The organism is Micromonospora sp. WMMD1128, from assembly GCF_027497235.1.
Taxonomy (GTDB): Bacteria; Actinomycetota; Actinomycetes; order Mycobacteriales; family Micromonosporaceae; genus Micromonospora.
In genome coordinates this window covers 2,709,755-2,733,596 of record NZ_CP114902.1, presented here as the reverse complement: position 1 = coordinate 2,733,596, position 23,842 = coordinate 2,709,755, and the positions used below count along the sequence as shown (strand labels likewise).

24 protein-coding genes are annotated in these 23,842 nt (G+C 74.7%); 2 read left to right on the top strand and 22 right to left on the bottom strand.

Going from position 1 to position 23,842, the window contains the following annotated elements; genetic code table 11:
* Nucleotides 1–18: 18 nt before the first annotated feature.
* Entirely contained in the window at nt 19–717 is a 699-nt protein-coding gene (locus O7602_RS12480; RefSeq protein ID WP_281588964.1) for an SGNH/GDSL hydrolase family protein, read from the top strand.
* Between the two features lie 638 nt (nt 718–1,355).
* Here O7602_RS12480 and O7602_RS12475 read toward each other — a convergent pair.
* Nucleotides 1,356–2,021, bottom strand: a complete 666-nt coding sequence (locus O7602_RS12475) for a TetR/AcrR family transcriptional regulator (RefSeq protein WP_281588962.1) — start codon at nt 2,019–2,021, stop codon at nt 1,356–1,358.
* Between the two features lie 59 nt (nt 2,022–2,080).
* Between O7602_RS12475 and O7602_RS12470 the strand changes: the two genes are divergently transcribed.
* Complete coding sequence (locus O7602_RS12470) at nt 2,081–2,938, top strand: alpha/beta fold hydrolase (protein ID WP_281588960.1); 858 nt, start codon at nt 2,081–2,083, stop codon at nt 2,936–2,938.
* A gap of 47 nt (nt 2,939–2,985) precedes the next feature.
* Here the strand turns inward: O7602_RS12470 and O7602_RS12465 are convergent, their stop codons facing one another.
* From O7602_RS12465 to O7602_RS12365, 21 genes are all read right to left on the bottom strand, one after another.
* Nucleotides 2,986–4,335, bottom strand: coding sequence for a hypothetical protein (locus tag O7602_RS12465; protein ID WP_281588958.1), 1,350 nt, complete (start codon nt 4,333–4,335; stop codon nt 2,986–2,988).
* A 6-nt stretch (nt 4,336–4,341) separates the two neighbouring features.
* On the bottom strand, nt 4,342–5,304 hold the full coding sequence (locus O7602_RS12460; protein ID WP_281588956.1) for a transketolase C-terminal domain-containing protein: 963 nt from the start codon (nt 5,302–5,304) through the stop codon (nt 4,342–4,344).
* Complete coding sequence (locus O7602_RS12455; protein WP_281588954.1) at nt 5,304–6,275, bottom strand: thiamine pyrophosphate-dependent dehydrogenase E1 component subunit alpha; 972 nt, start codon at nt 6,273–6,275, stop codon at nt 5,304–5,306. The genes O7602_RS12460 and O7602_RS12455 overlap by 1 nt, the downstream gene beginning before the upstream one ends.
* Nucleotides 6,272–7,069 (bottom strand): DUF3050 domain-containing protein, encoded by a 798-nt coding sequence (locus tag O7602_RS12450; RefSeq protein WP_281588952.1) that lies wholly within the window; start codon nt 7,067–7,069, stop codon nt 6,272–6,274. Before O7602_RS12450 ends, O7602_RS12455 begins: the two co-directional genes overlap by 4 nt.
* 2 nt (nt 7,070–7,071) lie before the next feature.
* Complete coding sequence (locus O7602_RS12445; protein WP_281588950.1) at nt 7,072–7,995, bottom strand: phytanoyl-CoA dioxygenase family protein; 924 nt, start codon at nt 7,993–7,995, stop codon at nt 7,072–7,074.
* Nucleotides 7,996–8,000: 5 nt separating this feature from the next.
* A complete protein-coding gene (hppD, locus tag O7602_RS12440; RefSeq protein ID WP_281588949.1) occupies nt 8,001–9,098 on the bottom strand; it encodes a 4-hydroxyphenylpyruvate dioxygenase in 1,098 nt (365 codons plus the stop codon).
* A gap of 60 nt (nt 9,099–9,158) precedes the next feature.
* Nucleotides 9,159–10,400 (bottom strand): beta-ketoacyl-[acyl-carrier-protein] synthase family protein, encoded by a 1,242-nt coding sequence (locus O7602_RS12435; RefSeq protein WP_281588947.1) that lies wholly within the window; start codon nt 10,398–10,400, stop codon nt 9,159–9,161.
* Nucleotides 10,397–12,016, bottom strand: a complete 1,620-nt coding sequence (locus tag O7602_RS12430; protein WP_281588945.1) for a class I adenylate-forming enzyme family protein — start codon at nt 12,014–12,016, stop codon at nt 10,397–10,399. Before O7602_RS12430 ends, O7602_RS12435 begins: the two co-directional genes overlap by 4 nt.
* Nucleotides 12,013–12,528, bottom strand: coding sequence for a hypothetical protein (locus tag O7602_RS12425; RefSeq protein ID WP_281588944.1), 516 nt, complete (start codon nt 12,526–12,528; stop codon nt 12,013–12,015). Before O7602_RS12425 ends, O7602_RS12430 begins: the two co-directional genes overlap by 4 nt.
* On the bottom strand, nt 12,525–13,655 hold the full coding sequence (locus tag O7602_RS12420) for a beta-ketoacyl synthase N-terminal-like domain-containing protein (protein WP_281588942.1): 1,131 nt from the start codon (nt 13,653–13,655) through the stop codon (nt 12,525–12,527). The genes O7602_RS12425 and O7602_RS12420 overlap by 4 nt, the downstream gene beginning before the upstream one ends.
* On the bottom strand, nt 13,648–13,893 hold the full coding sequence (locus tag O7602_RS12415) for an acyl carrier protein (protein WP_281588940.1): 246 nt from the start codon (nt 13,891–13,893) through the stop codon (nt 13,648–13,650). The genes O7602_RS12420 and O7602_RS12415 overlap by 8 nt, the downstream gene beginning before the upstream one ends.
* On the bottom strand, nt 13,893–14,156 hold the full coding sequence (locus O7602_RS12410) for an acyl carrier protein (protein WP_281588938.1): 264 nt from the start codon (nt 14,154–14,156) through the stop codon (nt 13,893–13,895). Before O7602_RS12410 ends, O7602_RS12415 begins: the two co-directional genes overlap by 1 nt.
* 213 nt (nt 14,157–14,369) lie before the next feature.
* Nucleotides 14,370–15,752 carry a class I adenylate-forming enzyme family protein gene (locus tag O7602_RS12405; RefSeq protein WP_281588936.1) on the bottom strand — a complete coding sequence of 461 codons (1,383 nt, stop codon included), beginning with the start codon at nt 15,750–15,752 and terminating at the stop codon, nt 14,370–14,372.
* Between the two features lie 291 nt (nt 15,753–16,043).
* Entirely contained in the window at nt 16,044–17,309 is a 1,266-nt protein-coding gene (locus O7602_RS12400; RefSeq protein WP_281588934.1) for a beta-ketoacyl synthase N-terminal-like domain-containing protein, read from the bottom strand.
* Nucleotides 17,310–17,364: 55 nt separating this feature from the next.
* Nucleotides 17,365–18,636: a beta-ketoacyl-[acyl-carrier-protein] synthase family protein gene (locus O7602_RS12395; protein ID WP_281588932.1), complete on the bottom strand. Its 1,272-nt coding sequence runs from the start codon at nt 18,634–18,636 to the stop codon at nt 17,365–17,367.
* A complete protein-coding gene (locus O7602_RS12390; protein WP_281588931.1) occupies nt 18,633–19,043 on the bottom strand; it encodes a cupin domain-containing protein in 411 nt (136 codons plus the stop codon). The genes O7602_RS12395 and O7602_RS12390 overlap by 4 nt, the downstream gene beginning before the upstream one ends.
* Nucleotides 19,040–19,747, bottom strand: a complete 708-nt coding sequence (locus O7602_RS12385; RefSeq protein ID WP_281588929.1) for an SRPBCC family protein — start codon at nt 19,745–19,747, stop codon at nt 19,040–19,042. The genes O7602_RS12390 and O7602_RS12385 overlap by 4 nt, the downstream gene beginning before the upstream one ends.
* Entirely contained in the window at nt 19,744–21,261 is a 1,518-nt protein-coding gene (locus tag O7602_RS12380; RefSeq protein WP_281588928.1) for an acetyl-CoA carboxylase biotin carboxylase subunit, read from the bottom strand. The genes O7602_RS12385 and O7602_RS12380 overlap by 4 nt, the downstream gene beginning before the upstream one ends.
* Entirely contained in the window at nt 21,261–21,740 is a 480-nt protein-coding gene (locus O7602_RS12375) for a biotin/lipoyl-containing protein (RefSeq protein ID WP_281588926.1), read from the bottom strand. The genes O7602_RS12380 and O7602_RS12375 overlap by 1 nt, the downstream gene beginning before the upstream one ends.
* On the bottom strand, nt 21,740–23,440 hold the full coding sequence (locus tag O7602_RS12370) for an acetyl-CoA carboxylase carboxyltransferase subunit alpha (protein ID WP_281588924.1): 1,701 nt from the start codon (nt 23,438–23,440) through the stop codon (nt 21,740–21,742). Before O7602_RS12370 ends, O7602_RS12375 begins: the two co-directional genes overlap by 1 nt.
* A complete protein-coding gene (locus O7602_RS12365; RefSeq protein ID WP_281588922.1) occupies nt 23,437–23,769 on the bottom strand; it encodes a TcmI family type II polyketide cyclase in 333 nt (110 codons plus the stop codon). The genes O7602_RS12370 and O7602_RS12365 overlap by 4 nt, the downstream gene beginning before the upstream one ends.
* Between the last annotated feature and the right edge of the window lie 73 nt (nt 23,770–23,842).

Here is a 23,842-nt window from a genome sequence, read left to right as displayed (position 1 = left end):
TCGGCTAGCCTGCCGGACATGTCATCGACGGTGACCGAGGCGACGGATCCGTGGTGCCTACGCCCCGGCGAGGCCGATGAGCTGTTGCGCGACCATCCCTGGCACCGGTTCGTGGTGCTCGGGGACAGCGTCGCCGAAGGGCTGTGCGAACCGGTCGCCGGCTACTCCGACCTCCAGTGGGCCGACCGGATCGCGGCCGAGCTGCGCGCTTTCCGGCCCGAGCTGGCATACCTCAACCTGGGCCGGCGTGGGCTGCGCGCGCACGAGGTCCGGGCCACCCAACTGGCCGACGCGCTGGCCTTCCGGCCCGACCTGGCGCTCGTGGTGTGCGGCGGCAACGACGCCTTCCGCCCCGGATACGACCCGGACGCGGTCGACGCCGAACTGACCGCCATGGTCACCTCGCTGCGCGCCGCCGGGGCGGACGTGCTCACCGTCGGCATGTTCGACGTGTCGCACAGCCCGGCCGTGCCGGACACGCTGCGGGCCGGCCTCGGCGAGCGGATGCGGCGGCTGTCCCGGCACACCCGGGCGGTGGCCGAGCGGCTCGGCTCGATGCACGTGCACCTGACCGAGCATCCGCTGGTCGCGGACCCGTCGCTGTACAGCAGCGACGGCCGGCACGGCAGCGCCCGCAGCGACGCGGTCGCCACCGCCGAGACCCTCCGCGTCCTCGCCGCCCGCGACCCCGGTGTGCAGCGCGTCGGCGGCCGGTAGCCGCGACCCGCCCGATCGTCGTCCGCGCCGCCGCACACCGCCCGGCTCCGTCCACGACCCCGCCGTTCGGACAGGTCCTGCCGTTCGGACAGGTCCTGCCGTTCGGACAGGTCTCGCCGCTCGGACAGGTCTCGCCGCTCAGACAGGTTTGCCCAGCCGGAGCTGCCGCCGCCGGACAAACGGTCGTGGGTGTCACTCCCGCTGCCCACCGGGCTCGCGAGTTGCCTACAAACTTGATGGCGAGAACGACTCAGGGCCCGAGACTGCCGCCGACACACGTGATCAGGGGGCGGTTCGAACATTGCGGGTCGAACGGTGCAGGTCGGGCGGAGGCTGACGCTCCCCCGACGCCCGACGCCCGACGCCCGACACCCGACGCCCGACGCCCGGCGAGGCGTCGGTGAATCGTTCTCGTCATCAAGTTTGTAGGCACCCGGAACTACATCGATTCCCGGCATGAGGGCGTCGGAGACCGCGGCCGGGGCCGGAGGGTCGCCTGCGGTCCCGGCCGCCCCGGCTGCACCAGCCGATCGGGATTCAGAACGGCTCGCCGATCAGACCGGTCAAGGGTCACGGCCCGTCGAGAGCCACAGCCGGTCGAGAGCCGCAGCCGGTCGAGAGCCACAGCCGGTCGAGAGTCACGGCCGGTCGGCGATCAGGAGGCCGGTGAGCAGGGCGCGCAGGGTGCGGTCGAACAGGTCGTCCCCGGGGGGCGGGGCGGGCGAGGGGGTGGCGAACGCCGCCGCCAGGTGCGGGTAGGTCGCCAGGTCGACGTGGTCGAACGTCATCGGGCCGGTGGCCGTCGCGGCACGGGCGAAGAGCGTCACCACGCCGGTGACCATGGCGATCGCCTCGAACTTCGCGTTGGTGGTCGCCGGGACCGGTTGCAGGATGCGCAGACAAGCGTCGAAATGGGCGAGCGTGTTCGGCCCCGGAGCGGCGCGTCGGGTGAGCGCGTCGGCCAGCCACGGGTGCCGACCGTGCAGCGCGAGCTGACGGCGGGCGAGCAGGAGGAACTGCTCCACCCAGGTTCCCTCGTCGGGCGAGTGGGGGCGCATCTCGCCCACGCACCTGTCGACCATCAGCTCCAGCAGGTCGTCCCGGGAGGACAGGTGCCGGTAGAGGGAGCCGGCGGCCATGCCGAGCGCACCGGCCACCGCCCGCATGGAAACGGCGTCCAGACCGCCGGCGTCGGCCAGCTCGACGCCGGCCGCGGCGATCTCGTCCCGGCCGTGCGTGGGGGTCGGGCCGCGGGTGCCGCGTACCGGCCGGCTCCAGATCGAATTCGTGGATGCGCCGCTCACCTCTCCCACTGTAAACTGCAAACGGCGTTCGCAGTTTAGAAGAGTCGGAGGAGACGGTCATGCAGCGAATCTCGGCACCGGACGGCGCGGCCATCGCCCTGCACACCACCGGCACCGGGCCAGGGCTGGTGGTGGTGCACGGCGGCGGGGTGACGATCACGGAATACCGTCGGTTGATCGCCCGGCTGGCCGATCGGTTCACCGTGCACGCCTACAACCGGCGAGGGCGGGCCGACGCGCCGCCGCGCCGCGAGCCGTACACGGTGGAGCAGGAGGTCGACGACCTGGGCGCGGTGCTCGCGCACACCGGCGCCCGCTGGGCGGTCGGGCACAGCTACGGCGCGTTCGTCGTGCTGCGGGCCGCGTTGCGGCTGCCGCTCGAGCGGATCGCGGTCTACGACGCTCCGCTGCGGCTGGCCGGTCGCGGCATTCCGATGGCGTTCCTCGACCCGGCCGAGGCGGCGGTGCGGGCCGGCGACACCGCCCGGGCCATGGCGATCGTGGCCGCGGCCGTCGACCCGCAGAACCCCGCGTCGCGGCTGCCGCTGGCGGTCCGCACGGCGATCACGCGGCTCTTCCTGCGCACCGAGGTCGGGCGGACGATGGGCGCGCTGGTGGGGATGACGCTCGCCGAGTCGCGGCAGATCGAGGCGTACGAGGGACCGGCCGAGCAGTATGCCGGCATCACCGCCGAGACGCTGCTGATCAGCGGCGCCAAGGCCGCGCCGTTCTTCACCGAGACCAACGGCATGCTGGCCGCCGTCCTGCCCCACGCCCGCACCCTGCGCATCCCCGGCAGCGCCCACAACGGCATCGCCGCCGCACCCTCCACCCTGATCACCCCCCTCGCCGACTTCTTCACCACCCCCGGTGATCATGAGGTTGACGGCGACAAATCAGACGTCGAGCACCGCTAACCTCATGATCACCGGGGCGGGGGCCGGCGGCGGGGGCGGGGGCGGGGTCAGTCGGTGAGCAGGATGCCGGTCATGAGGACGCCTCTGGCCAGGTTCAGGATGCCCTCGCAGCCTGGGTAGCCGACCCGCGCCAGGGCGCCGGAGCCGGTGCGGCCGAACAGGTAGGGGGCGAGGCTGTACGGGACCTCGGCGGTGACCGTCTCGCCGGTCTCGATCTGCACGAAGTCCATCGCCACCCGGTCCGCCTCGTGATAGCGCTGCAGGATGTGACCGCCCTCGTCGATCGCGGCGCGTACCCCGTCCGCCCAGGCCACCGCGCTGCACTCCGGCCCGATCAGCACCCCGTGCCCGGCCGACCCGCCGGCCGGCTTCGCCACCAGGTCGGCCTGCTCGGCCAGCGCCCGGTCGAGCTGGTCGGCGGTGAGCGCGACGGTGTGCGGCACGTACCGGCGGATCAGCGCCCGGTCCGGCTCCGGCAGCAGGTCCAGGTCGGCCCAGAGCCAGGCGTAGTTCAGCTTGTTGCTGAGCAGCCAGGCCGCGCTGCTGACGAACATCGGCAGCGTGCCGGCGGCGAGCGCGCCGGCCACCGCGTCCAGGCCGGCGCTCGGGGTGACCCGGTTCGGGACGAAGAGCCGGAACAACGCGTCCACCGGGGCGCCGCCGACCACGAGCCGGCTCGTCCCGTCCAGCGTGGCGGCGGCGACCGGCGCGATGACCAGGTCGATGCCGAACCGCCGGGCCTGGTCCGCCAGCGGGGACAGGATCCGGATGAACGTCTCCGGGTCGTCCAGCCCCGGATATTCCGCCTCGAAGTCCATCAGCAGCGCCACCCGTGCGCCGTCGCCCAGGCCGAGGGTGTCCCGGATGGCGACGAACCGCTGGTCCAGCAGGGACGGCGCGGGCCGGGTCCGGTCGAGCAGGCCGTGCGCGCGGTACAGGTCCGCGTACCGCTGGATCACGGTGTCGGCGTCGAAGCCGCCGCCGAGGCTGCTGTCGATGTTGTACTCCACGATGCACGGCACGCCGCCGGAGAACAGCACGTCCGGCCGGTACGCGGCGAGCAGCCCGTCGTGCAGCACCTCGTCCGGGTCCAACAGCCGGGTCTCCCCCTCCGGCACGTCCAGCAGCCGGCGCAGCTCACCTGCGGTGCGGGCCCGCCGCTGGCACGCCTCCAGGATGAGCTGCGCGATCCGGTCGCAGACCTCGTTCAGCTCGCGGAAGGCGTCCGCGGCGAGCACCGGCGGGCGGGCCAGCCGCCACTGTTTGTTGTAGGTGGCCCGGCCGTGGAAGATCTCCTCCCAGGCGCCGGCGCCGGCCGTCACCATCGCGGCGCGGGTGGGCTCGGGCAGGTCGGTCCACGCCTGGTGCAGCGGCGGCCACGGATAGTTCGGGTCCATCGGTCATCAGTCCTTGAGGGTCAGTTGGATGGCGGCGGTGAGCTGGTCCCGGCCCGGCTGCACGGCCCGGTCCAGGGCCGGCGCGAAGGGCAGCACCGCGCCGTCGGGGCGGGTGACACGCCGGGGCGGGGCGGCCAGCCGGACCCGCTCCACCACGGTCGCGATGATCTCCCCGGCGATCCCGCAGGAGCGGTTGCCGTCGTCGACCACGACGAGTCGCCCGGTGCGGCGCACCGAGTCGACAAGCCCGTCCCAGTCGAACGGGTACACCGTGCGCGGGTCGAAGACCTCCACCGACGCCTGGTCGGCCAGCTCGTCGGCGACCGCGAGCGCGTCGTGCACCAGGTGCCCGACCGCGACCACCGTGACGTCGTCGCCCGGCCGGCGCACCACGCCCCGGCCCAGCGGCACCGGCGCCGGGTCGGTCACGTCCTCCCGCAGGTCCAGCGCCCCGGCCGGGGCGAACACCACCACCGGGTCGTCGCAGCGGATCGCGGAGACCAGCAGCCCGTACGCGTCGGCCGGGGTGGCCGGCACCACGGTGGTCACCCCGGCGTGGGCGAACAGCGCGTACGGGTGGTCGGAGTGCTGCCCGGCCCAGCCGGTGCGGGAGCCGGAACCGGGCACCAGGTAGGTGACCGGCACCGCGCACTGGCCGCCGGTCATCAGCGGGAACTTGTGCGCGTGGTTGACGATCTGCTCGAAGACCAGGAACAGCAGCGACGGGATCTGGAACTCCACCACCGGGCGGGCCCCGGCCAGCGCCGCCCCGGTGGCGAAGCTGGTGAACGCCTGCTCGGACAGCGGGGTGTCCCGGACCCGCTCCGGGCCGAACTTCTTCAGCAGGCCGGTGGTGACGTTCGCGGCGGCCACCCGGATGTCCTCGCCGAGCACCAGCACCGACTCGTCGCGGGTCATCTCGTCCGCGAGCGCCCGGGTGAGCGCCCGACGGTAGGAGAGCCGGGGCATCAGCCACCTCCGGTCCGGGCGGTGAGCCCACTGGCGTACAGGTGGTCCAGGGCGGTCGCCGGGTCGGGGTGCGGGCCGGCGAGCGCGAAGTCGACGGCGGCGGCCAGGACCGCCTCGACTGTCGCGTCGACCTCGGCCCGCACCGCCGGGTCGAGCCGGGCGCCCTGGATGTCGACCGGGTCGCGGGAGCGTCCTTCGGCCACCTCCTCCGGCGGACGGTAGTCGAGGCGTACCCGGTGTTCGAAGGTGTGGTGGGCGTCGAACCGGTAGGTGTGCGCCTCGACCAGCTCCGGGCCGCCGCCGGCGCGCATCCGCGCGACGGCGGCGGCGCTCGCCGCGCGTACCGTCTCCGGGTCCTGACCGTCGACGGCGGTCGCCGGCAGGCCGAACGCGGCGGCCCGCCCGGCGATGGTGCCGGCGACCGCGCCGGCGACCGGCATGGTGGTGGCGTAGCCGTTGTTCTCGCAGACGAACAGCACCGGCACCCGCCAGAGGGCGGCCAGGTTGAACGCCTCCAGCAGCATCCCCTCGTTGACCGCGCCGTCGCCGAAGAACGTCGCGCCGACCACGTCGGCGCCGCGCCGCCGGCGCTCCCACACCGCACCGGTGAGGATCGCGCCGGCGGCCCCGACGATGGCGTTGGCGCCGAGCACCCCGACGCCGAAGTCGGCGGCGTGCATCGATCCGCCCCGGCCCCGGTTGAGCCCGGTGACCCGGCCGCACAGCTCGGCGAGCATCCGGGCCGGGTCGGCGCCCTTGGCGAGCACGTGGCCGTGCCCCCGGTGGGTGCCGGTGACCAGGTCGTCGGCGCGCAGCGCCGCGCAGACCCCGGCGGCGATCCCCTCCTGACCCAGGTACGGGTGGATGCCGCCGACGATCTCCCCGGCGTCGACCAGCTCGATCGCGCGCTCCTCGAAGCGGCGGATCAGCCGGACCGTCCGGTAGAGCGCGACCGGGTCGGATCCGGTCACGCCGGACGGCCCTCCTTGATCGCGGCGAGGATGTCGTCCCAGAGGCGGGCGCGGGCGGCGAGCGCGTCGTTCACCGTGTCCGCGCATTCCTGCCACTTCGTGTCGTCGTCGCCGCACAGGTCGGCGAGCATCTGCATGGCCATCGGCGTGTGCTGCTCGCCGTCGACCTCGATGTGCCGCTCCAGGTAGTCGACGAACGTGTTGAGCCGGTTGCTGCGCTCGTTGACGGCGACGACCTGGGTGAACATCTCCGGGATGAGGTCTTCCCGGCCGAACGCGAACGCCGCCGCCTGGCAGTGCACCGGCGTGGTCTCGATGATCCGCCAGGTGGTGCCGGCGAACGCGGCCGAGGCCGCCGGCACGCCGGCCGCGCCGAGCGCCTCGCCGACCGGGCGGCCGGCGCGCAGCAGGTCGACCAGGCTGTTCACGGCGGTGGTGTCGGCGCCGGCCTCGGTCATGCCGTTGACGTACAGCTCGAAGTGGCTGATGTAGCCGGTGCCCAGCTCGTCGCTCTCCTCCACCATCACGATGTCGTTGATCAGGCGGCGGCTGCCGGTCGGGCCGGTCGGGATCCACGGCACGGTGACGCAGGTGAGCTGGCGTTGCAGCGACTTCAGCAGGGACATGAAGTCCCAGACCGCGAAGACGTGGTGCTCCATGAACGTGACGAGCGCCTCGTGGGTGTCCAGGTTGGCGTAGAGCGGGTGCTTGACCACCACGTCGCGGCGCTCGGTCACCGCCCGCTCCAGCCGCTCGATGCCCGGGTGCGTCTTTCCCCAGTCGTACCGTGACATTGTCAGCCTCCCTGCTGGGCGCGGTCGCGCCAGATGACCGGGCAGTAGTCGGGGTCCGCGTAGTCCGGCCAACCCTCGTGGGTGCGGCGGACCAGCACGTCGTGGTTGTACGCGGCGAGCGTGCCGTCGGAGAGCGGATACTCCCGCCAGGCGTTCGCGCCGTCCTGCAGGTGCAGCGAGACGGCCCGCCGGGGCCGCCCGCTGACGTTCGCGCCGCTGCCGTGGTAGGTGCGGCAGTGGTGGAAGCTCATGTGCCCCTTCGGGATCACCATCGGGACCTTGCGGATCTCGGCGTCGTTGTACGCCGCGTTCTCCGCGAGCATCGCCTCGAGCTGGTCGCGGTCCCGGTCGGCGAAGTGCCGCACCACCGTGTCGTCCGCGCCGATCTCCCGCCACCGGTGCGAGCCGTCGACCATGGTGATGGTGCCCATCTCCGGGCCGCAGTCGTGGAACGGGATGAACGCGGTGAGCATGTCCTCCGACGACGAGGACGCCCAGTAGTGCTTGTCGAAGTGCCAGGGCACGATGTTCGACGGCTCGCCGGCGATCGGCGGCTTCCAGATCAGTGTGGACTGGAAGATCCGGATCTCGGTGGCCCGGGCCAGCCGGGCGGCGACCGCGCCGATCAGCGGCTTGCGCAGGATCCGGGCGATGCCGTCGTGCTCGTGGTGGACGTAGTCGTTGTGCCGCTGCACGTCGCCCTTGGACGGCTCCCAGTAGGCGAGCTTCGGCGGGCGCGCCGGCAGCCGCCGGTCGCGTTCCCCGGCGTAGTAGCGGTCGGTCGCCGCGACGAGGTCGTCCACCTCGTCGTCGGTGAACAGCTTCTTCGACAGGTACCAGCCGTGTTCGGCGTAGTGCCGGACGTCGTCGTCGGAGGGCAGCAGCGCCTCCTCCTCGGCGGTCAGCCCGGGATCGATGGTGGTCATGGGCCCTACCCCTCCAACCCTCCGGCCGCGACGGCGGGGGTCGCCCCCGCCGCGGCCAGCTCGCGTTCCTTGGCCTCGTAGAGGGCCTTGATGTTGCCGCTGCCGAAGGTGCGCGCCCCGCGCCGCTCGATCACCTCAAGGAAGAGCGTGCGACGCACGTGCATCGACTCGGTGAAGATCTGCAGGAGCTGCCCGTCGTGGTCGGAGTCGACCAGGATGCTCAGCTCGCGCAGCCGGTCCACAGGCGCGTCCAGCCGACCGACCCGCTGCTCCAGGTCGTCGTAGTAGGCGTCGGGCGTGCGGGCGAACCGCACGCCCCGGCCGGCGAGCGCGCCGACCGTGGTGACGATGTCGTCGGTGCGCAGCCCGAGGTGCTGCACCCCGGCCCCGGCGTGCCAGCGCAGGAAGTCCTCGATCTGCCCGGGCCGGGCGCTCGTGTCCGGTTCCAGCAGCACCAGGGTCACCTGGCCGGACGAGTCCTGCACCACCTTGGAGTTCATCGCCTGCCCGGCGACCTCGATGTGCTCGGCGAAGATCTCGGCGAAGCCGAACACCTTCTCGTAGTGCGCGACCGTGGCGTCGAGCTGCCCCGGCGGCACGCAGACCGCCAGGTGGTCCACCTCGGCCAGCAGCGCGTCGCCGTCCGCGACCGGCACCGGCTCGATCGCGCCGGGCAGGAACACGGTCGGGTCGCCGCGCCGCTCGACGAGGCGGTGCAGCACGTCGCCGAAGCCGCCGACCTCGGCGACCACCACCTCGGCGTCCGCGCCGGTGTGGGTGCGCGGCGGCGTCACCCCGGTCGCGCCCCGTTCGACCAGCTCCGCGTACGCCCCGGCGGCGTCGTCGACCGCGAGCGCGACCACGGCGATGCCGTCGCCGTGCCGGTGCACGTAGGTCGCCGCCGGGTGCTCCGCGGACAGCCCGGTGGTCAGCAGCAGCCGGATGCCGGCCTGGGCCAGCAGCAGCGAACGCTGCCCGGCCAGCCCGGTCTCCGGTCCGCCCTGGCCGTGCAGCCGGAAGCCGACCGCGGTGTCGAAGTAGAAGGCCGCCTGCCGGGCGTCCCCCACGTACAACTCCAGATGGTCTATGCCGTTGACGTGCATGGGCTTCCCCTCTTCCCCCCGTGATCGCGGCCCGGGCGCCTCGCCCGGGATGGAGTCCGGTCAGCCCGCGACCGGGGTGGCGACCCGGCGCAGCAGCAGGCTGACGTTCTGGCCGCCGAACCCGAACGAGTTCGTCAGCGCGTGGTCGGTCCGGGTGGGCCGGGGCACGGCGCGGACGTGGTCCGCCTCGCACTCCGGGTCCGGGTCGTCCAGGTGGTACGTGGGTGGGAGCAGACCGCGGCGCAGCGCCAGCGCGGTGGCCGCGGCCTCCAGCACCCCGGACGCGCCGAGCAGGTGCCCGGTGAGCGCCTTGGTAGAGCTGGCCGGCACCCCGCCGACGCCGAACACCTCGGCCAGCGCGGTGGTCTCGGCGACGTCGCCGAGCCGGGTGCCGGTGCCGTGCGCGTTGACGTAGCCGACGTCGGCCGGTTCGATCCCGCCGGCCGCGAGGGCCCGGCGCATGCACGCGGCGGCCCCGGCGCCGTCCGGCCGGGGCGCGGTCGGGTGGTACGCGTCGGTGTTCGTCCCGTAGCCGGCGACCGCGGCGTAGCCGGTCACGCCCCGGGCGGCGGCGTGCCCGTCCCGTTCCAGCACCAGCAGCGCGGCGCCCTCGGAGAGCACGAACCCGTTGCGCCGCTTGTCGAACGGGCGGCTCGCCTCGGTGGGTTCGTCCCAGCCCCGGGCCAGCGCCCGGGCGTTGGTGAACGTGTCGGCGAACGTGCCGAACAGCGGCGCCTCGCTGGCCCCGCAGACCACCACGTCGGCCTCGCCGGCGCGGATGAGGCGTACCCCGTCGGCGACCGCCTGGGCGCCGGAGGCGCAGGCCGTGCCGACCGACGAGCTGTAGCCGCGGATGCCGTGCGCGATGGCGATGCGCGCCGACGGCATGTTCGGCAGGATGCCGGTGAGCAGGTACGGGCTGACCGCCGCCCGGCCCCGGTCGGCGCGGGCCACGATCTGCCGTTCCAGCGTGGACATCCCGCCGACCCCGCCGACGATCACCGCGGTCCGCTCCGGGTCGACGTCGCGCCCCACCTGGAGGCCGGCGTCGGCGAGCGCCTCGGCGGCGGTGAGCAGGGCGAGCAGCACGACCCGGTCGAGCACCTTGGTCTCCGGTCCGGAGGCGACGCTGCGCGGGTCGATCTCCGGCAGCACCCCGGCCACCTCCAGGCTGTCCCGCGCCGGGTGCCCCTCCGGGGGACGGGACAGCCCGGAGCGGCCGGTGAGCAGCGCGTCGAACGTCTCCGCGACGCCCCGCCCGGCCGGCGTGAACAGGCCCATGCCGGTGATCAGGGCGGTCATGACGGCGACTCGGTCAGGTAGCGCTCGCGCAGCGCCACCTTGCGTACCTTGCCGGTCACGGTGACCGGGATGTCGTCGGCGCGTACCGGCACCACCCGGCGCAGCGTGGCGGCCACGTCCGGGCCGAGCGCGGCGCGGATGCGGGCGGTGCGGTCCTGCGCCGGGTCGGCTCCGGCGGCCAGTTCCAGCAGCACGTCGGTGGTCACCGTGTCGTCGGGCCCCTTGACGATGACCACCGTGCAGTCGGTCACGTCGGGGCAGGCGGCGAGGATCCGCTCCTCGGACAACGCGGTGAAGAGGCGCTTCCCGTCGCCGACCTCGACCGAGTCGACCGCCCGGTCCAGGTGGTAGTAGCGGCCGTCGTCGTCGGCGTACACCAGGTCACCGGTGAGGTACCAGCCGCGCAGCCGGTAGCGGTAGGTGGTGACCGAGTCGTTCCAGTAGCCGCGGAACAGCGACGGCGAGTCGATGCCCAGCCAGCCGACCTGACCGGCGGGCAGCTCGTTGCCGTCGGCGTCGAGGACCGCGACGGTGGTGAATCGGTACGGGCGGCCGACGCAGCGGCCGTAGCGGTCGGTATCGACGGTGTGTGTGATGTGGAACATCGAGTGTCCCATCTCGCTGGAGCCGAGCCCGTCGATGAAGACCGAGCCGGGCATCCGGGTCACGCCGCCGCGGGTCACCACGTCCCGTGAGCCGGCCGCGACCAGCTTGCGCACGTGCGGCTCGTGCGAGCAGTCGCCGGTGTTGAACCACAGCCGCACCGAGTCCAGGTCGTAGCCGGACAGGTCGAAGCGGGCCAGCTCGGCCCAGGTCACCGAGAACCCGAAGACGCCGTCCGGGCGCCACCGCTGGATCGCGTCGAGGACCCGTTCGCCGCCCTGCTCGGAGAGGAGGAACATCTCGGCCCGGTTACCAAGCGCCTGGTTGACCATGAGCACGGTGGCGGTGTGCGGGGCGGGCAGCGCGTTGAGGATCCGGCTGGTGCCCTGCGCCTGCGGCATGGACAGCAGGTGCCGGGTGGCGGCGAAGAGGCTGGCGTGCGAGTGCAGCACCGCCTTCGGCACGCCCGTGGTGCCGGAGGTGTGCGTGATCACGATCGGGTCGTCCGGGTGGTGCCGGTAGTGCGCCGGCGCGGCGTCCGGGTCCCCGCCGCCGGCCTGCGCGGGTTCGCCGATCATCGGGGCGCCCAGGTCGTGCCCGGCCAGCGCCTCGGCGTGCGCCGCGTCGGCGAGCACCCCGACGGCGCGCAGCCGGCGGATGTACTCGGCGGCGATCTCCGGACGCAGCCTGCCGTTCATCAGCGCCGGGATGGCACCGAGGCGGGTCAGCGCCAGGAACGACAGCACCATGTCGGCGGCCGTGCCGGCCCACACCGCCACCGGGTCACGCGGCGTCACCCCCCGTTCGTGCAGCCAGGCCGCCCGGGCGGTCACCATCCGGTCGAGTTCGCCCAGGGTCAGCGGAGTCTCGGCCGGATGCCCGTCGACAGCGGTGTCGAACGTGAGCCCCGGACCGTCCGGGTCCGCGCCGTGGGCCAGCACCCGGGCGAGCACGTTGCCCGCGCCCAGGTCGGTGTCGGCGGCCAGCGCGCCGCGTAGTCCTCGCGTCCTCATTGACGTGTCTCCTCCCCCAGCAGCACCGCGCGCGCCTCCCCCGACGTGCCGTCCGGTGCCAGTTCGATCAGGATCAGCAACGCCTGCGCGGCGTCGCCGTCGTGGCACAGCAGGTCCGCCTCGGCCTCCCCGTCGGCCCACGGGTCGCCGGTCGGGCTGAGGCACACCACCGGCCCGTCCAGCCCCCAGCGGGCCGCGACGTGCCCGGCCACGCTGTTCGGCACCGACTGGAAGAAGAACAGCGGGCCGACCCGCCCGCCGGCCGCCACGGTCGCCCGCACGTGCGCCGCGCCGGCCGTGTCCCCGCCCGCGCTGACCAGCAGCACCGCCGTCCGGTTGCCGGCCGGCAGCGGCCCGCCGCCGTACCGCCGGGTGAGGCACCGATCGGCGACGGCCGCCACCAGCGGCGCGAACGCCGAGTGCACGAACCCCGGCAGGGCCGGCGCCGCCGCGTCCCCGTCCTCGGGCCACCGCGCCTCGGCCAGCACCGCGGGTCGGGCCGGCGGGGTCACGGGACACCGACCAGGAGGGCGGTGTTCGCGCCGCCGAAGGCGGAGTTCAGGGTCAGCGCGTGGCCGGTGGCCACCGGGCGGGGGGCGTCGCGGATGACGTCCACCGGGCAGTCCGGGTCCGGGGCCAGCCAGCCGGCGGTCGGCGGCAGCTTGCCGTGCCGCAGCGCCAGCACGGTGACCACCAGTTCGAGCAGCCCGGACGCCTCCAGCGCGTGCCCGTGCACCGACTTGGTGGAGCTGACCGGCAGCCGCCCGGCGAGGTCGCCGAAGACCCGGGTCAACGCCGTCGCCTCGGCGGCGTCGCTGAACGGGGTGCCGGTGGCGTTGGCGTTGACGTAGCCGACCACGTCCGGGGGCAGCCCGGCGCGGCGCAGCGCCGCCTCGACCGCCCGGGCCAGCCCGTCCCCGCCCGGGTGCGGCTGGCACGGGTGGTAGGCGTCTCCGGCCCGACCCCAGCCGGCGACCGTGGCCACCGGCTCGGCGCCCCGTCGGGCGGCGACGCCGGCCGACTCCAGCACCACCGCGGCCACCCCGTCACCGAGCAGCAGACCCTTGCGGCCGGCGCTGAACGGGCGTACCGCCCCGTCGGCGGCGAGCGCCCGGCCGGCGTCGAAGAGCGCGTACTGGTCGGGTTCGACCAGGTAGCCGGCCGCGACCACGACCCGGTCGGTGTCGCCGCGGCGGATCAGCGCGGCGGCGTCGGCCACGGCGGTGCTCGCCGAGACGCAGGCGGTGGTGTAGACCCGGGTGGGCCCGCCGAGGCCGCACCGCGCGGCCAGGTGGCCGGCGAGCGCCGGCACCGTCGGCTCGTCCACCCCCGACGGTACGGGCAGCGAACGCGGCCCGCCGTGGGTGGCCAGGAACAGCGCGGTGCCCGCCCGGTCGGCCCGGTTCAGCCCGGCGTCCCGGCCGGCGTGGTCGACGGCGTCGGCCAGTTCACCGGCGAGCGTGTCGGTCTCCGGCAGGGTGGCGGCCACGGTGACCCGGCGGCCGGTGGTGTCGAAGCGGCGCACCGGGGCGAACGCCGGGGCGCCGGTGAGCACCCCGGCCAGCAGCGCGTCGGCGCCCCTGCCCAGGGCGCTTACCGCGTGCGTGCCGGTGATCCGTACGGTCTCCCGCTCAGCCATCTGCGGGAGCGGTGAGCGAGGTCCGGAACACCGTCAGCGCGTCGTCGACCGTGCGGATGCCGGCGAGCTGGTCGTCGGTCAGGTCCAGCCGGCGGTCGTAGCGTTGCTCGACGAGGTGTACCAGCCAGGCCAGCTCCATCGAGCCGAGCCGGTCCGGCACCGCGTCGACGGGCTTCGCGGTCAGTTCGGCGAGCATGGTCACCAGGTCAGCTCGCCCCAGGTCGGGCTGACCGGACATCAGGACGGGTCGCTGTTCGTGGCCGCCCGGTCGGCCACCATCGTGGTGAACTCGCCGACCGTCATCAACGCCATCTTCTCCGACTCGTCGTCGGCGAACTTCAGCCCGTAGCGGTCCTCGACCCGGACGGCGAGGTCGGCCAGGGCCAGCGATTCCAGGTCGACGCCGGAGGGACCGAGGGTGGTGCCGTCGTCGACCCCGTCGACGTCGTAGTTCATGTCGGTGAGCTGCTCGATGACGAAGGTGCGGACCTCGTCGCGCATGGGTGTGACCTCATTTCGGTACCAGTTACCGGTGCCCGGTCGGGACACCGTGTCCGTCCGGACCGGCCGTGACCGCGGCGTCCAGCGGGAGCTGACGCGGCGGCGGATCCGGCGCGCGGGTGGCGCGCCGCCCGGCCGGACCGGGGTGGGGGTCGGGGTGGGCCGGACGCCCGGCGGGCGCCAGGTGGCGGTCGTGGCCGCGCAGCGGGCCGGTCACGACGCCGCGTCCCGCAGTGCCGGAGCGGAGCGAACCAGCTTGCCGGTGGTGGTACGCGGCAGGTGGTCGAGCAGGCGCAGCGTGCGGGGCCGTTTGAAGCCGGCGAGCCGCTCGGCGAGCAGGCGGTCGAGCGTGTCCTCGGTGAGCGTGCCGTCGGTCTGCACGTAGGCGCTGATCCCGTCGTCCCAGACCACCACCGCGGCGGTGACCCCGGGCAGCCCGGCGACTGTCGCTTCCACCTCGGTCAGGTCGACCTTCAGGCCGCCCACCGACACCTGCGAGTCGAGCCGGCCGGCGATGGTCACCAGCCCGGTCTCCGGGTCGACCCGGCCGGCGTCGCGGGTGTGCAGCCAGCCATCGGCCCAGCGGGTCGGGTCGGTGAGCCCGACGTACGGGTTGGCCGGGCAGCTCACCCACAGCTCGCCGTCCTGCGCCCGGACCCGGATGCCGGGGGCGGGGGCGATGGCGGGCCGGTGCCGCCCGTGCAGGTCGGTGCCGATGACGCCGACCTCGGTCATCCCGTACATGTTGCCGAGCGGGACGCCGTAGCGGTCGGTGAACGCCCGGGCGACCGCGGCGGGCACCAGCTCACCGCCGGTGGTCATGCGTGTGAGCTGGGGCAGCGGCCCGGTGGGCGCGGTGGAGGCCAGCAGTCCGATGTGGAACGGCACGCCGAGCACGGTGGCCGGGGTGTCCTGCGCGGCCACGGCGGCGAGCACGGCGTCGCCGCTCAGCCGCTCCGGTGGGCACAGCTCGACGCCGGCGTGCAGCCCGTAGAGCAGGCCGCCGACCAGGCCGAGCACGTGCACCATGCTGGGCAGCAGGATGATCCGCTCGCCGGGCCGGGCCACCCCGTCGATCTCGGTGTAGCGGCGTACCTCGGCGACCAGGTCCGCGGCGGTACGACCGATCACCTTGGACGGTCCGGTGGAGCCGGAGCTGAGCTGGATCACCGCGTGCGGGCTGCCGGCCGGCCGGTCGGACCAGGCGCTGACCCCGGCGGTGACGTCGACGAAGACGCGCAGCGCGCCGCCGCCGGTGCGCACCGGCGCGACCACCACCTGCGGGGTGAGCCGGTGCAGCGCCCGGTCGACCTCGTGGTCGGTGAGCCGGTGGTCGAGCAGCACCGCCTGCGCGCCGGTGCGCCAGGTGGCCAGCAGGTGCGCCACGTAGGCGAGCGACGGCGGCAGGCGCAGCGCCGCCGCCCCGCCGGGGCGCAGCCCGACCTCGGTCAGCCGCTCCTGCGCCTCACCGACCAGCCGGCGCAGCGTGCCCCGGTCGACCGGTTCGGGTAGGCGCAGGCAGACGTCCGTGTCGCGCCCGGCCAACAGGATGTCGTCCACCCAGTCCACCGTCGTCGACGCAGCATTGTCCGCCACGGGATGTGCAACCACGACCCGCCACCGCCCAGCCTAGAAGTGGGGCGAGATCCGCCCTTCTCTGTGCTGGGGGGAACCCTACGACGGGCCCACCAGCATCGCCAGATGCAAATGGCTAGATCCAAAACAGCGGCTGGGTGGATTGCTCAGGATCGATCGGGCAGGAAGGATCGGGCGCACGCCGGCTTGGTGGCCCGCCGGCCGCGCCCCCCTGCGCGGACGCCGGCGCCGGCCGGCCCGGCTGCCCGGCACCGGCGTCCGGCTGCCTGGCTCGGCGTCCGGCTGCCCTGCTCAGCGTGCGGTGGCCGGCGGGGGCGCGGTGGCCGGCGGGGGCGCGGCGCCGCGCAGCACCAGCGCGCTGTTGAACCCGTCGAAGCCACGCGCCCCGACAAGCGCGATCCGGCTGCGCGGGCGGCGGGGCTCACGCAGGAACGTCAGCTCGCACCCGGGCGCCGGGGCGTCCGGGCCGGCGGACACCGGCAGCACGTCCCGCTGGAACGCGAGCAGCGCGGTGGCCGCGTCCAACGCCGAGGAGCCCTGGTGGGCCCGCCCGGTAAGCGGCTTCTGCGTGGTCACCGGCGGGGTCCGGTCGCCGAACACCGCCCGCAACGCGGTGGCCTCGGCCCGGTCGTACGCCGGCACCCCGAGCGCGTCCGGCCAGATCACGTCCACGTCGTGCGGGCGGACCGCGGCCCGGTCCAGGGCCAGCCGCAGCGCGCGGGCGTAGTGGGTCGGGTCGGGCCCGGCCCCGGCGTCGGTGGGGGCGGCGTCGTGGGTGGCCGCCCAGCCGGTGATCTCCCCGTAGATCCGGACGCCCCGGCCCAACGCGTGCCCCAACTCCTCCACCACGAACACCGCGCCACCCTCGGCCGGCACGTAACCGCGGGCCGCGGCGTCGAACGGCAGGTACGCGCGGGCCGGGTCGGCAACGTCGCTGAGCAGCCCGGAGCGGAGCTGGCAGGCGAGCGCGTACGGGCTGAGCGGACACTCGGTGGCCCCGGCGATCACCACCGGGGTGCCCCGCCGGACGGTACGCACCGCGTGCGCCAGGCTGTCCAACCCGCCGGCCGACTCGGACACGGTGACCCCGGACGGGCCCTTGAACTGGTGGCGGATCGACAACTGCCCGACGCTCGCGGCGTAGAACCAGGCGATCGACTGGTACGCCCCGACGGTGCGGGTCGGCCCGCCCCACAGCCGTTGCAGCTCCCGCTGCCCGAACAGGTTGCCGCCGGAGGAACTGGCGAGCGTCACCGCCCAGCGGTACGGGTCGGGCGACTCCTCCGGCAGTCCCGCGTCGGCGAGCGCCAGCCGGGTGGCGGCGAACCCGAGGTGGGTCCAGCGGTCGGTCTGCACCCGCTGCCGGGCGCCGACGAACCCGGCCGGGTCGAAGTCGGCCACCTCGCCGGCCACCCGGGTCGGGTAGGACGCCGGGTCGAACAGGGTGACCGGGCCGGTGCGCCGGGTCCCGGCCGCCACGGTGGCCCAGTGCGCGTCCGCGCCGACGCCGCTGGGCGCGACCACGCCGATGCCGGTCACCACCGCCCGCGCCGTCATGACGCCGTCCTTGTTCGCGACTGCGGGGCTCGCAAACCCGGCTCACTCCTCGCGCTCACGACGGTGCCACGGCGAGCCGGCGGAACACCATCGCGGACTGGAAGCCGCCGAACCCGCTGCCCACCGAGAGCGCCACGTCCACCGGCACCTCCCGCGCCTCGTTCGGCACGTAGTCCAGGTCGCACTCCGGGTCCCGGGTGGCCCAGTTGGCCGTCGGCGGGACCACGCCGTACTCGATGGCCATGGCGCAGGCGGCCATCTCGATCGAGCCGATGGCGCCGAGCGAGTGCCCGACCATCGACTTGATCGAGCTGATCGGCACCCGGTACGCGGCCGGGCCGAGCGCCCGTTTGAACGCCGCGGTCTCGTGCCTGTCGTTCTGCCGGGTGCCGGAGCCGTGCGCGCTGACGTACGACACGGCCGACGGGGCGAGCCGGGCCTGCCGCAGCGCGTCGGTGATGGCCACCGCCATCTCCGCGCCGTCCGGGCGCAGCCCGGTCATGTGGAAGCCGTTGCTGCGGCCGGCGTAGCCGGCCACCTCGCAGTAGACGTGCGCGCCCCGGCGGCGGGCGTGTTCGGCCTCCTCCAGCACCAGCACCGCGGCGCCCTCGGCGAGCACGAAGCCGTGCCGGTCGGCGTCGAACGGCCGGGAGGCGTGCGCCGGGTCGTCGTTGTCCGGACTGGTCGCGCCGATGGCGTCGAACGAGGCGACGGTGACCGGGGAGATCGGCGAGTCGGCGGCCCCGGCCAGCACGATGTCGGCCTCGCCGTCGGCGACGAGCTGGTGGGCGTACCCGATCGCGTCGATGCCCGAGGTGCAGCCGGTGGAGATCACCTGGGCCGGGCCGTGCAGGCCGTGCCGGCAGGCCACGTCCGCGGCGAGGCTGCTGGGGACCAGCGCCTGGTAGAGGTACGGCCCGCCGAGGGTGTGGTCGACGAGCCAGTGCCGGCCGGAGTCGCTGACCCGGACGTACTCCTGTTCCAGCGCCATGGTGCCGCCGACGGCGGTGCCGAGCACCACGCCGGCCCGCTCCCGCTCGGCGTCGGTGAGGGTCAGCCCGCTGTCGGCGAGCGCCTCGGCGGAGCAGGCGAGCGCGAACTGCACGTACCTGTCGGCGCGTTGCCGTTCGGCCAGGGTGATCCCGGCGGCGTCGGGGTCGAAGTCGCACTCGGCGGCGATCTGCGAGCGGAACGGCGACGGGTCGAAGAAGCTGATCCGCCGGGTTGCGGTGCGCCCCTCGGTGATGGTCTTCCAGAACCGGTCCCGGGTGGCGCCGCCGGGCGCGACGACGCCGACGCCGGTGACCACCGTGCGCCGGCCGGTCACGACGGCTCCCGTGGCGGTGGGGCGGCGCTCTCGGTGTCGACGTGGCCGAGTTCCGGGCGCGGCGCCAGCGGTCCGAGGTGGAAGACCACCTCGGCCGGCTCGTCGCCCGTGTTGCGCAGCCGGTGCCGCACGTCCTTCGGCACGTAGAGCGCCTCCCCGGCGGCCACCGGCACCGGCTCGTCGTCCAGGTCCACGGTGATCGCGCCGCGGGCGACGTAGAGGAACTCCTCGCTGTACGGGTGGTAGTGCTCGGCGATCCGCTCCCCCGGGGCGAGGGTGGCCACCCCCAGGAAGCCGGACGTGCTGCCCACGGTCTTCGGGCCGAGCAGCACCCGCAGCTCGCCGCCGCGCCGCCGGTCGGCCGGTACGTCGTGGACGGAGACCCGGGCGGTGGTGGTGTCGGTCATCGCGCGCCTCCCGCGTACGCCCGCTCGATCTTCTCCTTGATCACGGCGAGCTGGATCGCGCTGTTGGTGTTGATCCGCGCGGTCATGCCGGCGTTGTCGACCGGCGCGGTGGGCTTCATGGCGAAGTCCTGGGTCCAGGTCATCCGGGTGCCGCCGGGGATCTCGTCGTAGCGCCAGTGGATGCGCATGTACTCGAACGGCCCGGTCTCCACCCGCCGGGCGTGCACCTGTCGGGTGGTCGGGTCGGCGGTGCGTTCGCTGACCCAGCTCCACGCCACGCCGTTCTCGTCCGGGTGCATGGTGAGCCGGAAGCGGACCGTGTCGCCGTCGCGGTGCAGGATCTCGGCCACCGCGTACTCGGTGAACAGGTCGGTCCACCCGGCCACGTCGTTGGTGATCTCCCAGACCAGCGGCAGCGGCGCGGCGATGTCCACCGCGTTCTCGGTGTGCCCGGGCGGGTCGGCGCGGCGGGCGACCAGGTCGGCGACGCCGGCGATGCTGAGCGCGCCGGCCTGCTCGGGGATCTTCACCCGCCACCGGTCGGCGACCACCGCGGCGAGTTCCAGCAGCGCCAGCGAGTCCATGCCCAGTTCCTCCAGGCTGGCCGCCGGCGCGGTGGCGGCGGCGTCCGGGTCCAGGCCGCAGCGCGTCACCAGGATCTCGGTGATCTCGCTGGTCAGCGGTCGGTCGGGGGCGAGGGTCATCGGTTCCTCCAGATGGTCGGGCCGGCGGTGGGCACGGCGGGAACGGCGGTACGGCCGGTCGGGTCGGTCGCGGCGCGCGGGTCGGGCGCCACGGGCGGCACCGCCACGGCGGGCCGGGCGTCGTCGGCGGGCCGGGCGTCGTCGGCGGGCCGGGCGTCGTCGGCGGGTGGGGTGAGCAGGCGCTCGACCAGGGCGGTGGTGTGCCGGGCGGCCCGGAACGCCGGGTCACGCAGCACCCGCCGGGCGAACGGGATGGTGGTGCGCACCCCGGGTCCGGCCACGTCGAACTCGGCAAGCGCCCGGTCGAGCCGGTCCAGCGCGGCGTCCCGGTCCGGCGCCCAGGCCGCCACCTTGGCGAGCAGGGAGTCATAGTGCGGGCTGACCAGGTAGCCGACGTGGCCGTGCGTGTCGACCCGGGTGAACGGCCCGCCGGGCGGCCGGAACCGGTCCAGCCGGCCGGGCGCGGGCGCGAAGTCACGGTCCGGGTCCTCCACGTTGACCCGGCACTCGATCGCCACCCCGTGCAGCCGCACGTCGGACTGCCGCAGGCGCAGCGGGACGCCCGCGGCCACGTACAGCTGCTCCCGCACCAGGTCCACGCCGGTGACCATCTCGGTGACCGGGTGCTCCACCTGGATCCGGCAGTTGATCTCCAAAAAGTGGGCGCGTTCCGCGTCGTCGATCAGGAACTCGACGGTGCCGGCGCCGGTGAAGCCGACCGACAGCGCGCCGCGCAGGGCGACCTCGGCGAGCGTGTCCAGGGTGGCCGGTCGCAACGCCGGCGCCGGCGCCTCCTCGACCAGCTTCTGGTGCCGGCGCTGCACCGAGCAGTCCCGGGTGCCCAGGTGCACGCCGTTGCCCTCCCCGTCGCAGAGCACCTGCACCTCCACGTGGCGGGCGTCGGCGAGGTAACGCTCCACGTACACCCGGTCGTCGCCGAAGGCGACCTGCGCGGCGGCGCGGGTCCGGGCGTACGCGCGCGGCAGCTCGGCGGCGGAGCGCACCACTGTCATCCCGCGCCCGCCCCCGCCGGCCGCGGCCTTGACGATCACCGGGTAGCCGACCTCGGCGGCCACCTCCTGGGCCTCGGTGACGGTCGGCAGCGTCCGCACGCTCCCCGGCGGCAGCGGCAGGCCGGCGCGGCTCATCAGCGCCCGAGCGGTGGACTTGTCCGCGAGCGCGGCCATCACCTGCGGCGGTGGTCCGACGAACACGAGCCCGTTCTCCGCGCAGATCTCGGCGAAGTCGGCGTCCTCGGAGAGGAAGCCGTAACCGGGGTGCACGGCCTGGGCGCCGGTCTGCCGGGCCGCCTCGACGATCGCCGCGGCGTTGAGATAGCTGCGCCGGCTGGCCGCCGGGCCGATCCGTACCGCCTCGTCGGCGAGCCGCACCGGCAGCGAGTCGGCGTCGGCGCTGGAGTGCACCACCACCGTCCGTACGCCCAGTTCCCGGCACGCGCGCAGCACCCGCAGGGCGATCTCGCCCCGGTTGGCGATCAGCACCTTGTCGAACATCAGCCGTCCTGTCCGGTGACCGGGTCCAGGGCGATCAGCGGCTGGTCGTACTCGACCGGCTTGCCGTCGGAGACCAGCACCTCGACCACCCGACCGGCCTGGCCGGCGGTCACCTCGTTCATCAGCTTCATCGCCTCGACGATGCCGATCACCTGACCCGGCCGGACCAGGTCACCGACGGAGACGTACGGCTCGGCCCCGGGCTCGGCGGCCCGGTAGAACGTGCCCACCACGGGCGCCCGCACGGTCGGCCGGTCCGCCGTGGACGTCGCCTGCGCGCCGCCGGGCGACGCCGGCTCGCCAACCGGTTCCGACCCGGTACGCGGCGCCGGCGGCACCGGGTCGTGCCACTCCACCTCCAGCGCCGCGTCGCCGCTGCGCAGCCGCACCCGGCGTACCGGCCCGGCCAGGTCGGCGACCAGTTGGCGGGCCTGCCGGCGCAGCCCGTCCAGCACCTGTTCGGCCCCGTCGTCCGCCATCACGCCACCTCCGGGCGGCCGTCGGCCGACGCGCCGGCGGTTCGGGCGGCGCCGAAGCGGCGGAAGCGCTGCCGGCGACGTCGCACCAGCGTCGCCGGTGGCACCGTGAGCAGCGGGGCGAGGGTCGCCGCGACCGCCCGGCCGAGCAGCTCGGCGGCGACCGCCGGATCGCCGTGCGCGGCCGGGTACGGCTCCGGCACCAGCTCGTCGACCACGCCCAGCCGGCACAGGTCGGCGCCGGTGAGGCGCAGCGCCCGGGCCGCCTGCGGGGCGGCGGAGCTGTCCGGCCAGAGGATCGCGGCGCAGCCCTCCGGGCTGATCACCGAGTAGACGGCGTGCTCCAGCATGAGCACCCGGTCGGCGACCGCCAACGCGAGCGCGCCGCCGCTGCCGCCCTCGCCGGTCACCACCGCCACCACCGGGGTGGGCAGCACGCTCAGCGCGAGGATGTTCTCCGCGATCGCCGCGGCCTGGCCCTGCTGCTCGGCGGTCACCCCCGGGTCCGCGCCGGGCGTGTCCACGAGCGTCACCACGGGCAGCCGGAGCCGGGCCGCGAGCCGCATCAGCCGCAACGCCTTGCGGTGCCCGGCCGGGCTGGCCATGCCGAAGTTGCGGGCCACCAGCTCGGCGGTGGTGTGACCCTTCTGGTGGCCGATCACCATCACCGGACGGCCGTCGAGCCGGGCGACGCCGCCGACAATCGCGGGACAGTCCGCGCCGAGCCGGTCGCCGTGCAGCTCGACGAAGCCGTCGAAGGCGGTCTCCAGGTAGTCGAGCGTGGTCGGTCGGCCGGGGTGCCGGGCCGTGCGTACCGTCTCCCAGGGGTCACCGGCCGGCCGGGCGGCCGGCGGCGCGGCGGCCGGGCGCGGCGCCGGACGGGCCGTGGAGCGGGCCCGGCCGGCCTCGGCGGCGGCGAGCAGCGCGGTCAGCCGCCCCCGCAGCGCGTGCCGGGGCACCACCATGTCGACCTGCCCGTGCCGCAGCAGGTACTCCGCGGTCTGGAAGCCCTCCGGCAGCGCCGCGCCGGTGACCTGACGGATCACCCGGGGGCCGGCGAAGCCCAGCCGGGCGCCGCTCTCGGCGAGCACCACGTCGGTGTTGGTGGCGAACGACGCGGCCACCCCGCCGTACGTGGGGTCGGTGACCACGCTGACCGTGAGCAGTCCCGCCTCGCGCAGCCCGGCCAGGGCCTGGCTGACGGTGGCCATCTGCATCAGCGACAGCGCGCCCTCCTGCATCCGTGCCCCACCGGAGGCGGTGACGAGCACCAGCGGGGTGCCGTCGGCGAGCGCCTGCTCGGCGGTCCGGGTGATCAGCTCGCCGACCGCGCAGCCCAGGCTGCCGCCGAGGAAGCGGAAGTCCATCACCGCCAGCGCGACCGGGTGCCCGCCCAGCCGGGCGGTGCCGCAGACCACCGCCTCGTCCAGGCCGGTGCTCGCGCGGGCCGCGCCGAGCCGGTGCGGGTACGGCAACGCGTCGACGAAGTCGATCGGGTCGACCCGGACCGCCCGGTCCGGCAGCGGGGTGAACGAGTCCGGGTCGACCAGGTGGGCCACCCGGTCCGGCGCGTCCAGCCGGGCGTGCGCCCCGCACTCGGGGCAGACGTCCAGGTTGCGGCGCAGCCGCTTGCGGTAGAGCAGCGAGGCGCAGCCGTCGCACCGGGACCAGAGCTGCTCGTCCCGGGGCGCGGTGGTGGTCACGGCCGCCGCCCGGCGGCGTCGTACCGGTAGAAGCACCGGGCCATGGCGTCGCGGGGCGAACGCCACGTCGGCAGGTACGGCGAGATGTACGGACGCAGTCGCTCGCTGACCCGGACGAACTCGGGATGCCCGCGGGCCTCCTCCACCGCGCCCTCGGCCGGCGTCTCCGTCTCCAGCAGGTGCACGTAGAGGTCGTGCAGCCGGTAGAGGGACCGGTGCCGCACGCCGACCAGGCCGGGCAGCTCGGTCGCGTCGGACTGGGCGAAGATCTCGGCGACCCGGTCCTCAGCGGTGGGTACCACCTTGGCGACGATGAGCGAACGGTCCATCCGCGGCCTCCCCTGGTATGTCCCGGTGCGCGGCGGACCGGTCACGCCGCGCGGATCACGTCACGGTGCCGTC

Coding starts and splice junctions, on each gene's coding strand:
- O7602_RS12480 (WP_281588964.1), top strand. CDS start 19: ATGTCATCGACGGTGACCGAGGCGACGGATCCGTGGTGCCTACGCCCC.
- O7602_RS12470 (WP_281588960.1), top strand. CDS start 2,081: ATGCAGCGAATCTCGGCACCGGACGGCGCGGCCATCGCCCTGCACACC.
- O7602_RS12465 (WP_281588958.1), bottom strand. CDS start 4,335: ATGGACCCGAACTATCCGTGGCCGCCGCTGCACCAGGCGTGGACCGAC.
- O7602_RS12460 (WP_281588956.1), bottom strand. CDS start 5,304: ATGCCCCGGCTCTCCTACCGTCGGGCGCTCACCCGGGCGCTCGCGGAC.
- O7602_RS12450 (WP_281588952.1), bottom strand. CDS start 7,069: ATGTCACGGTACGACTGGGGAAAGACGCACCCGGGCATCGAGCGGCTG.
- O7602_RS12445 (WP_281588950.1), bottom strand. CDS start 7,995: ATGACCACCATCGATCCCGGGCTGACCGCCGAGGAGGAGGCGCTGCTG.
- hppD (WP_281588949.1), bottom strand. CDS start 9,098: ATGCACGTCAACGGCATAGACCATCTGGAGTTGTACGTGGGGGACGCC.
- O7602_RS12435 (WP_281588947.1), bottom strand. CDS start 10,400: ATGACCGCCCTGATCACCGGCATGGGCCTGTTCACGCCGGCCGGGCGG.
- O7602_RS12430 (WP_281588945.1), bottom strand. CDS start 12,016: ATGAGGACGCGAGGACTACGCGGCGCGCTGGCCGCCGACACCGACCTG.
- O7602_RS12420 (WP_281588942.1), bottom strand. CDS start 13,655: ATGGCTGAGCGGGAGACCGTACGGATCACCGGCACGCACGCGGTAAGC.
- O7602_RS12415 (WP_281588940.1), bottom strand. CDS start 13,893: ATGTCCGGTCAGCCCGACCTGGGGCGAGCTGACCTGGTGACCATGCTC.
- O7602_RS12410 (WP_281588938.1), bottom strand. CDS start 14,156: ATGCGCGACGAGGTCCGCACCTTCGTCATCGAGCAGCTCACCGACATG.
- O7602_RS12400 (WP_281588934.1), bottom strand. CDS start 17,309: ATGACGGCGCGGGCGGTGGTGACCGGCATCGGCGTGGTCGCGCCCAGC.
- O7602_RS12390 (WP_281588931.1), bottom strand. CDS start 19,043: ATGACCGACACCACCACCGCCCGGGTCTCCGTCCACGACGTACCGGCC.
- O7602_RS12385 (WP_281588929.1), bottom strand. CDS start 19,747: ATGACCCTCGCCCCCGACCGACCGCTGACCAGCGAGATCACCGAGATC.
- O7602_RS12380 (WP_281588928.1), bottom strand. CDS start 21,261: ATGTTCGACAAGGTGCTGATCGCCAACCGGGGCGAGATCGCCCTGCGG.
- O7602_RS12375 (WP_281588926.1), bottom strand. CDS start 21,740: ATGGCGGACGACGGGGCCGAACAGGTGCTGGACGGGCTGCGCCGGCAG.
- O7602_RS12365 (WP_281588922.1), bottom strand. CDS start 23,769: ATGGACCGTTCGCTCATCGTCGCCAAGGTGGTACCCACCGCTGAGGAC.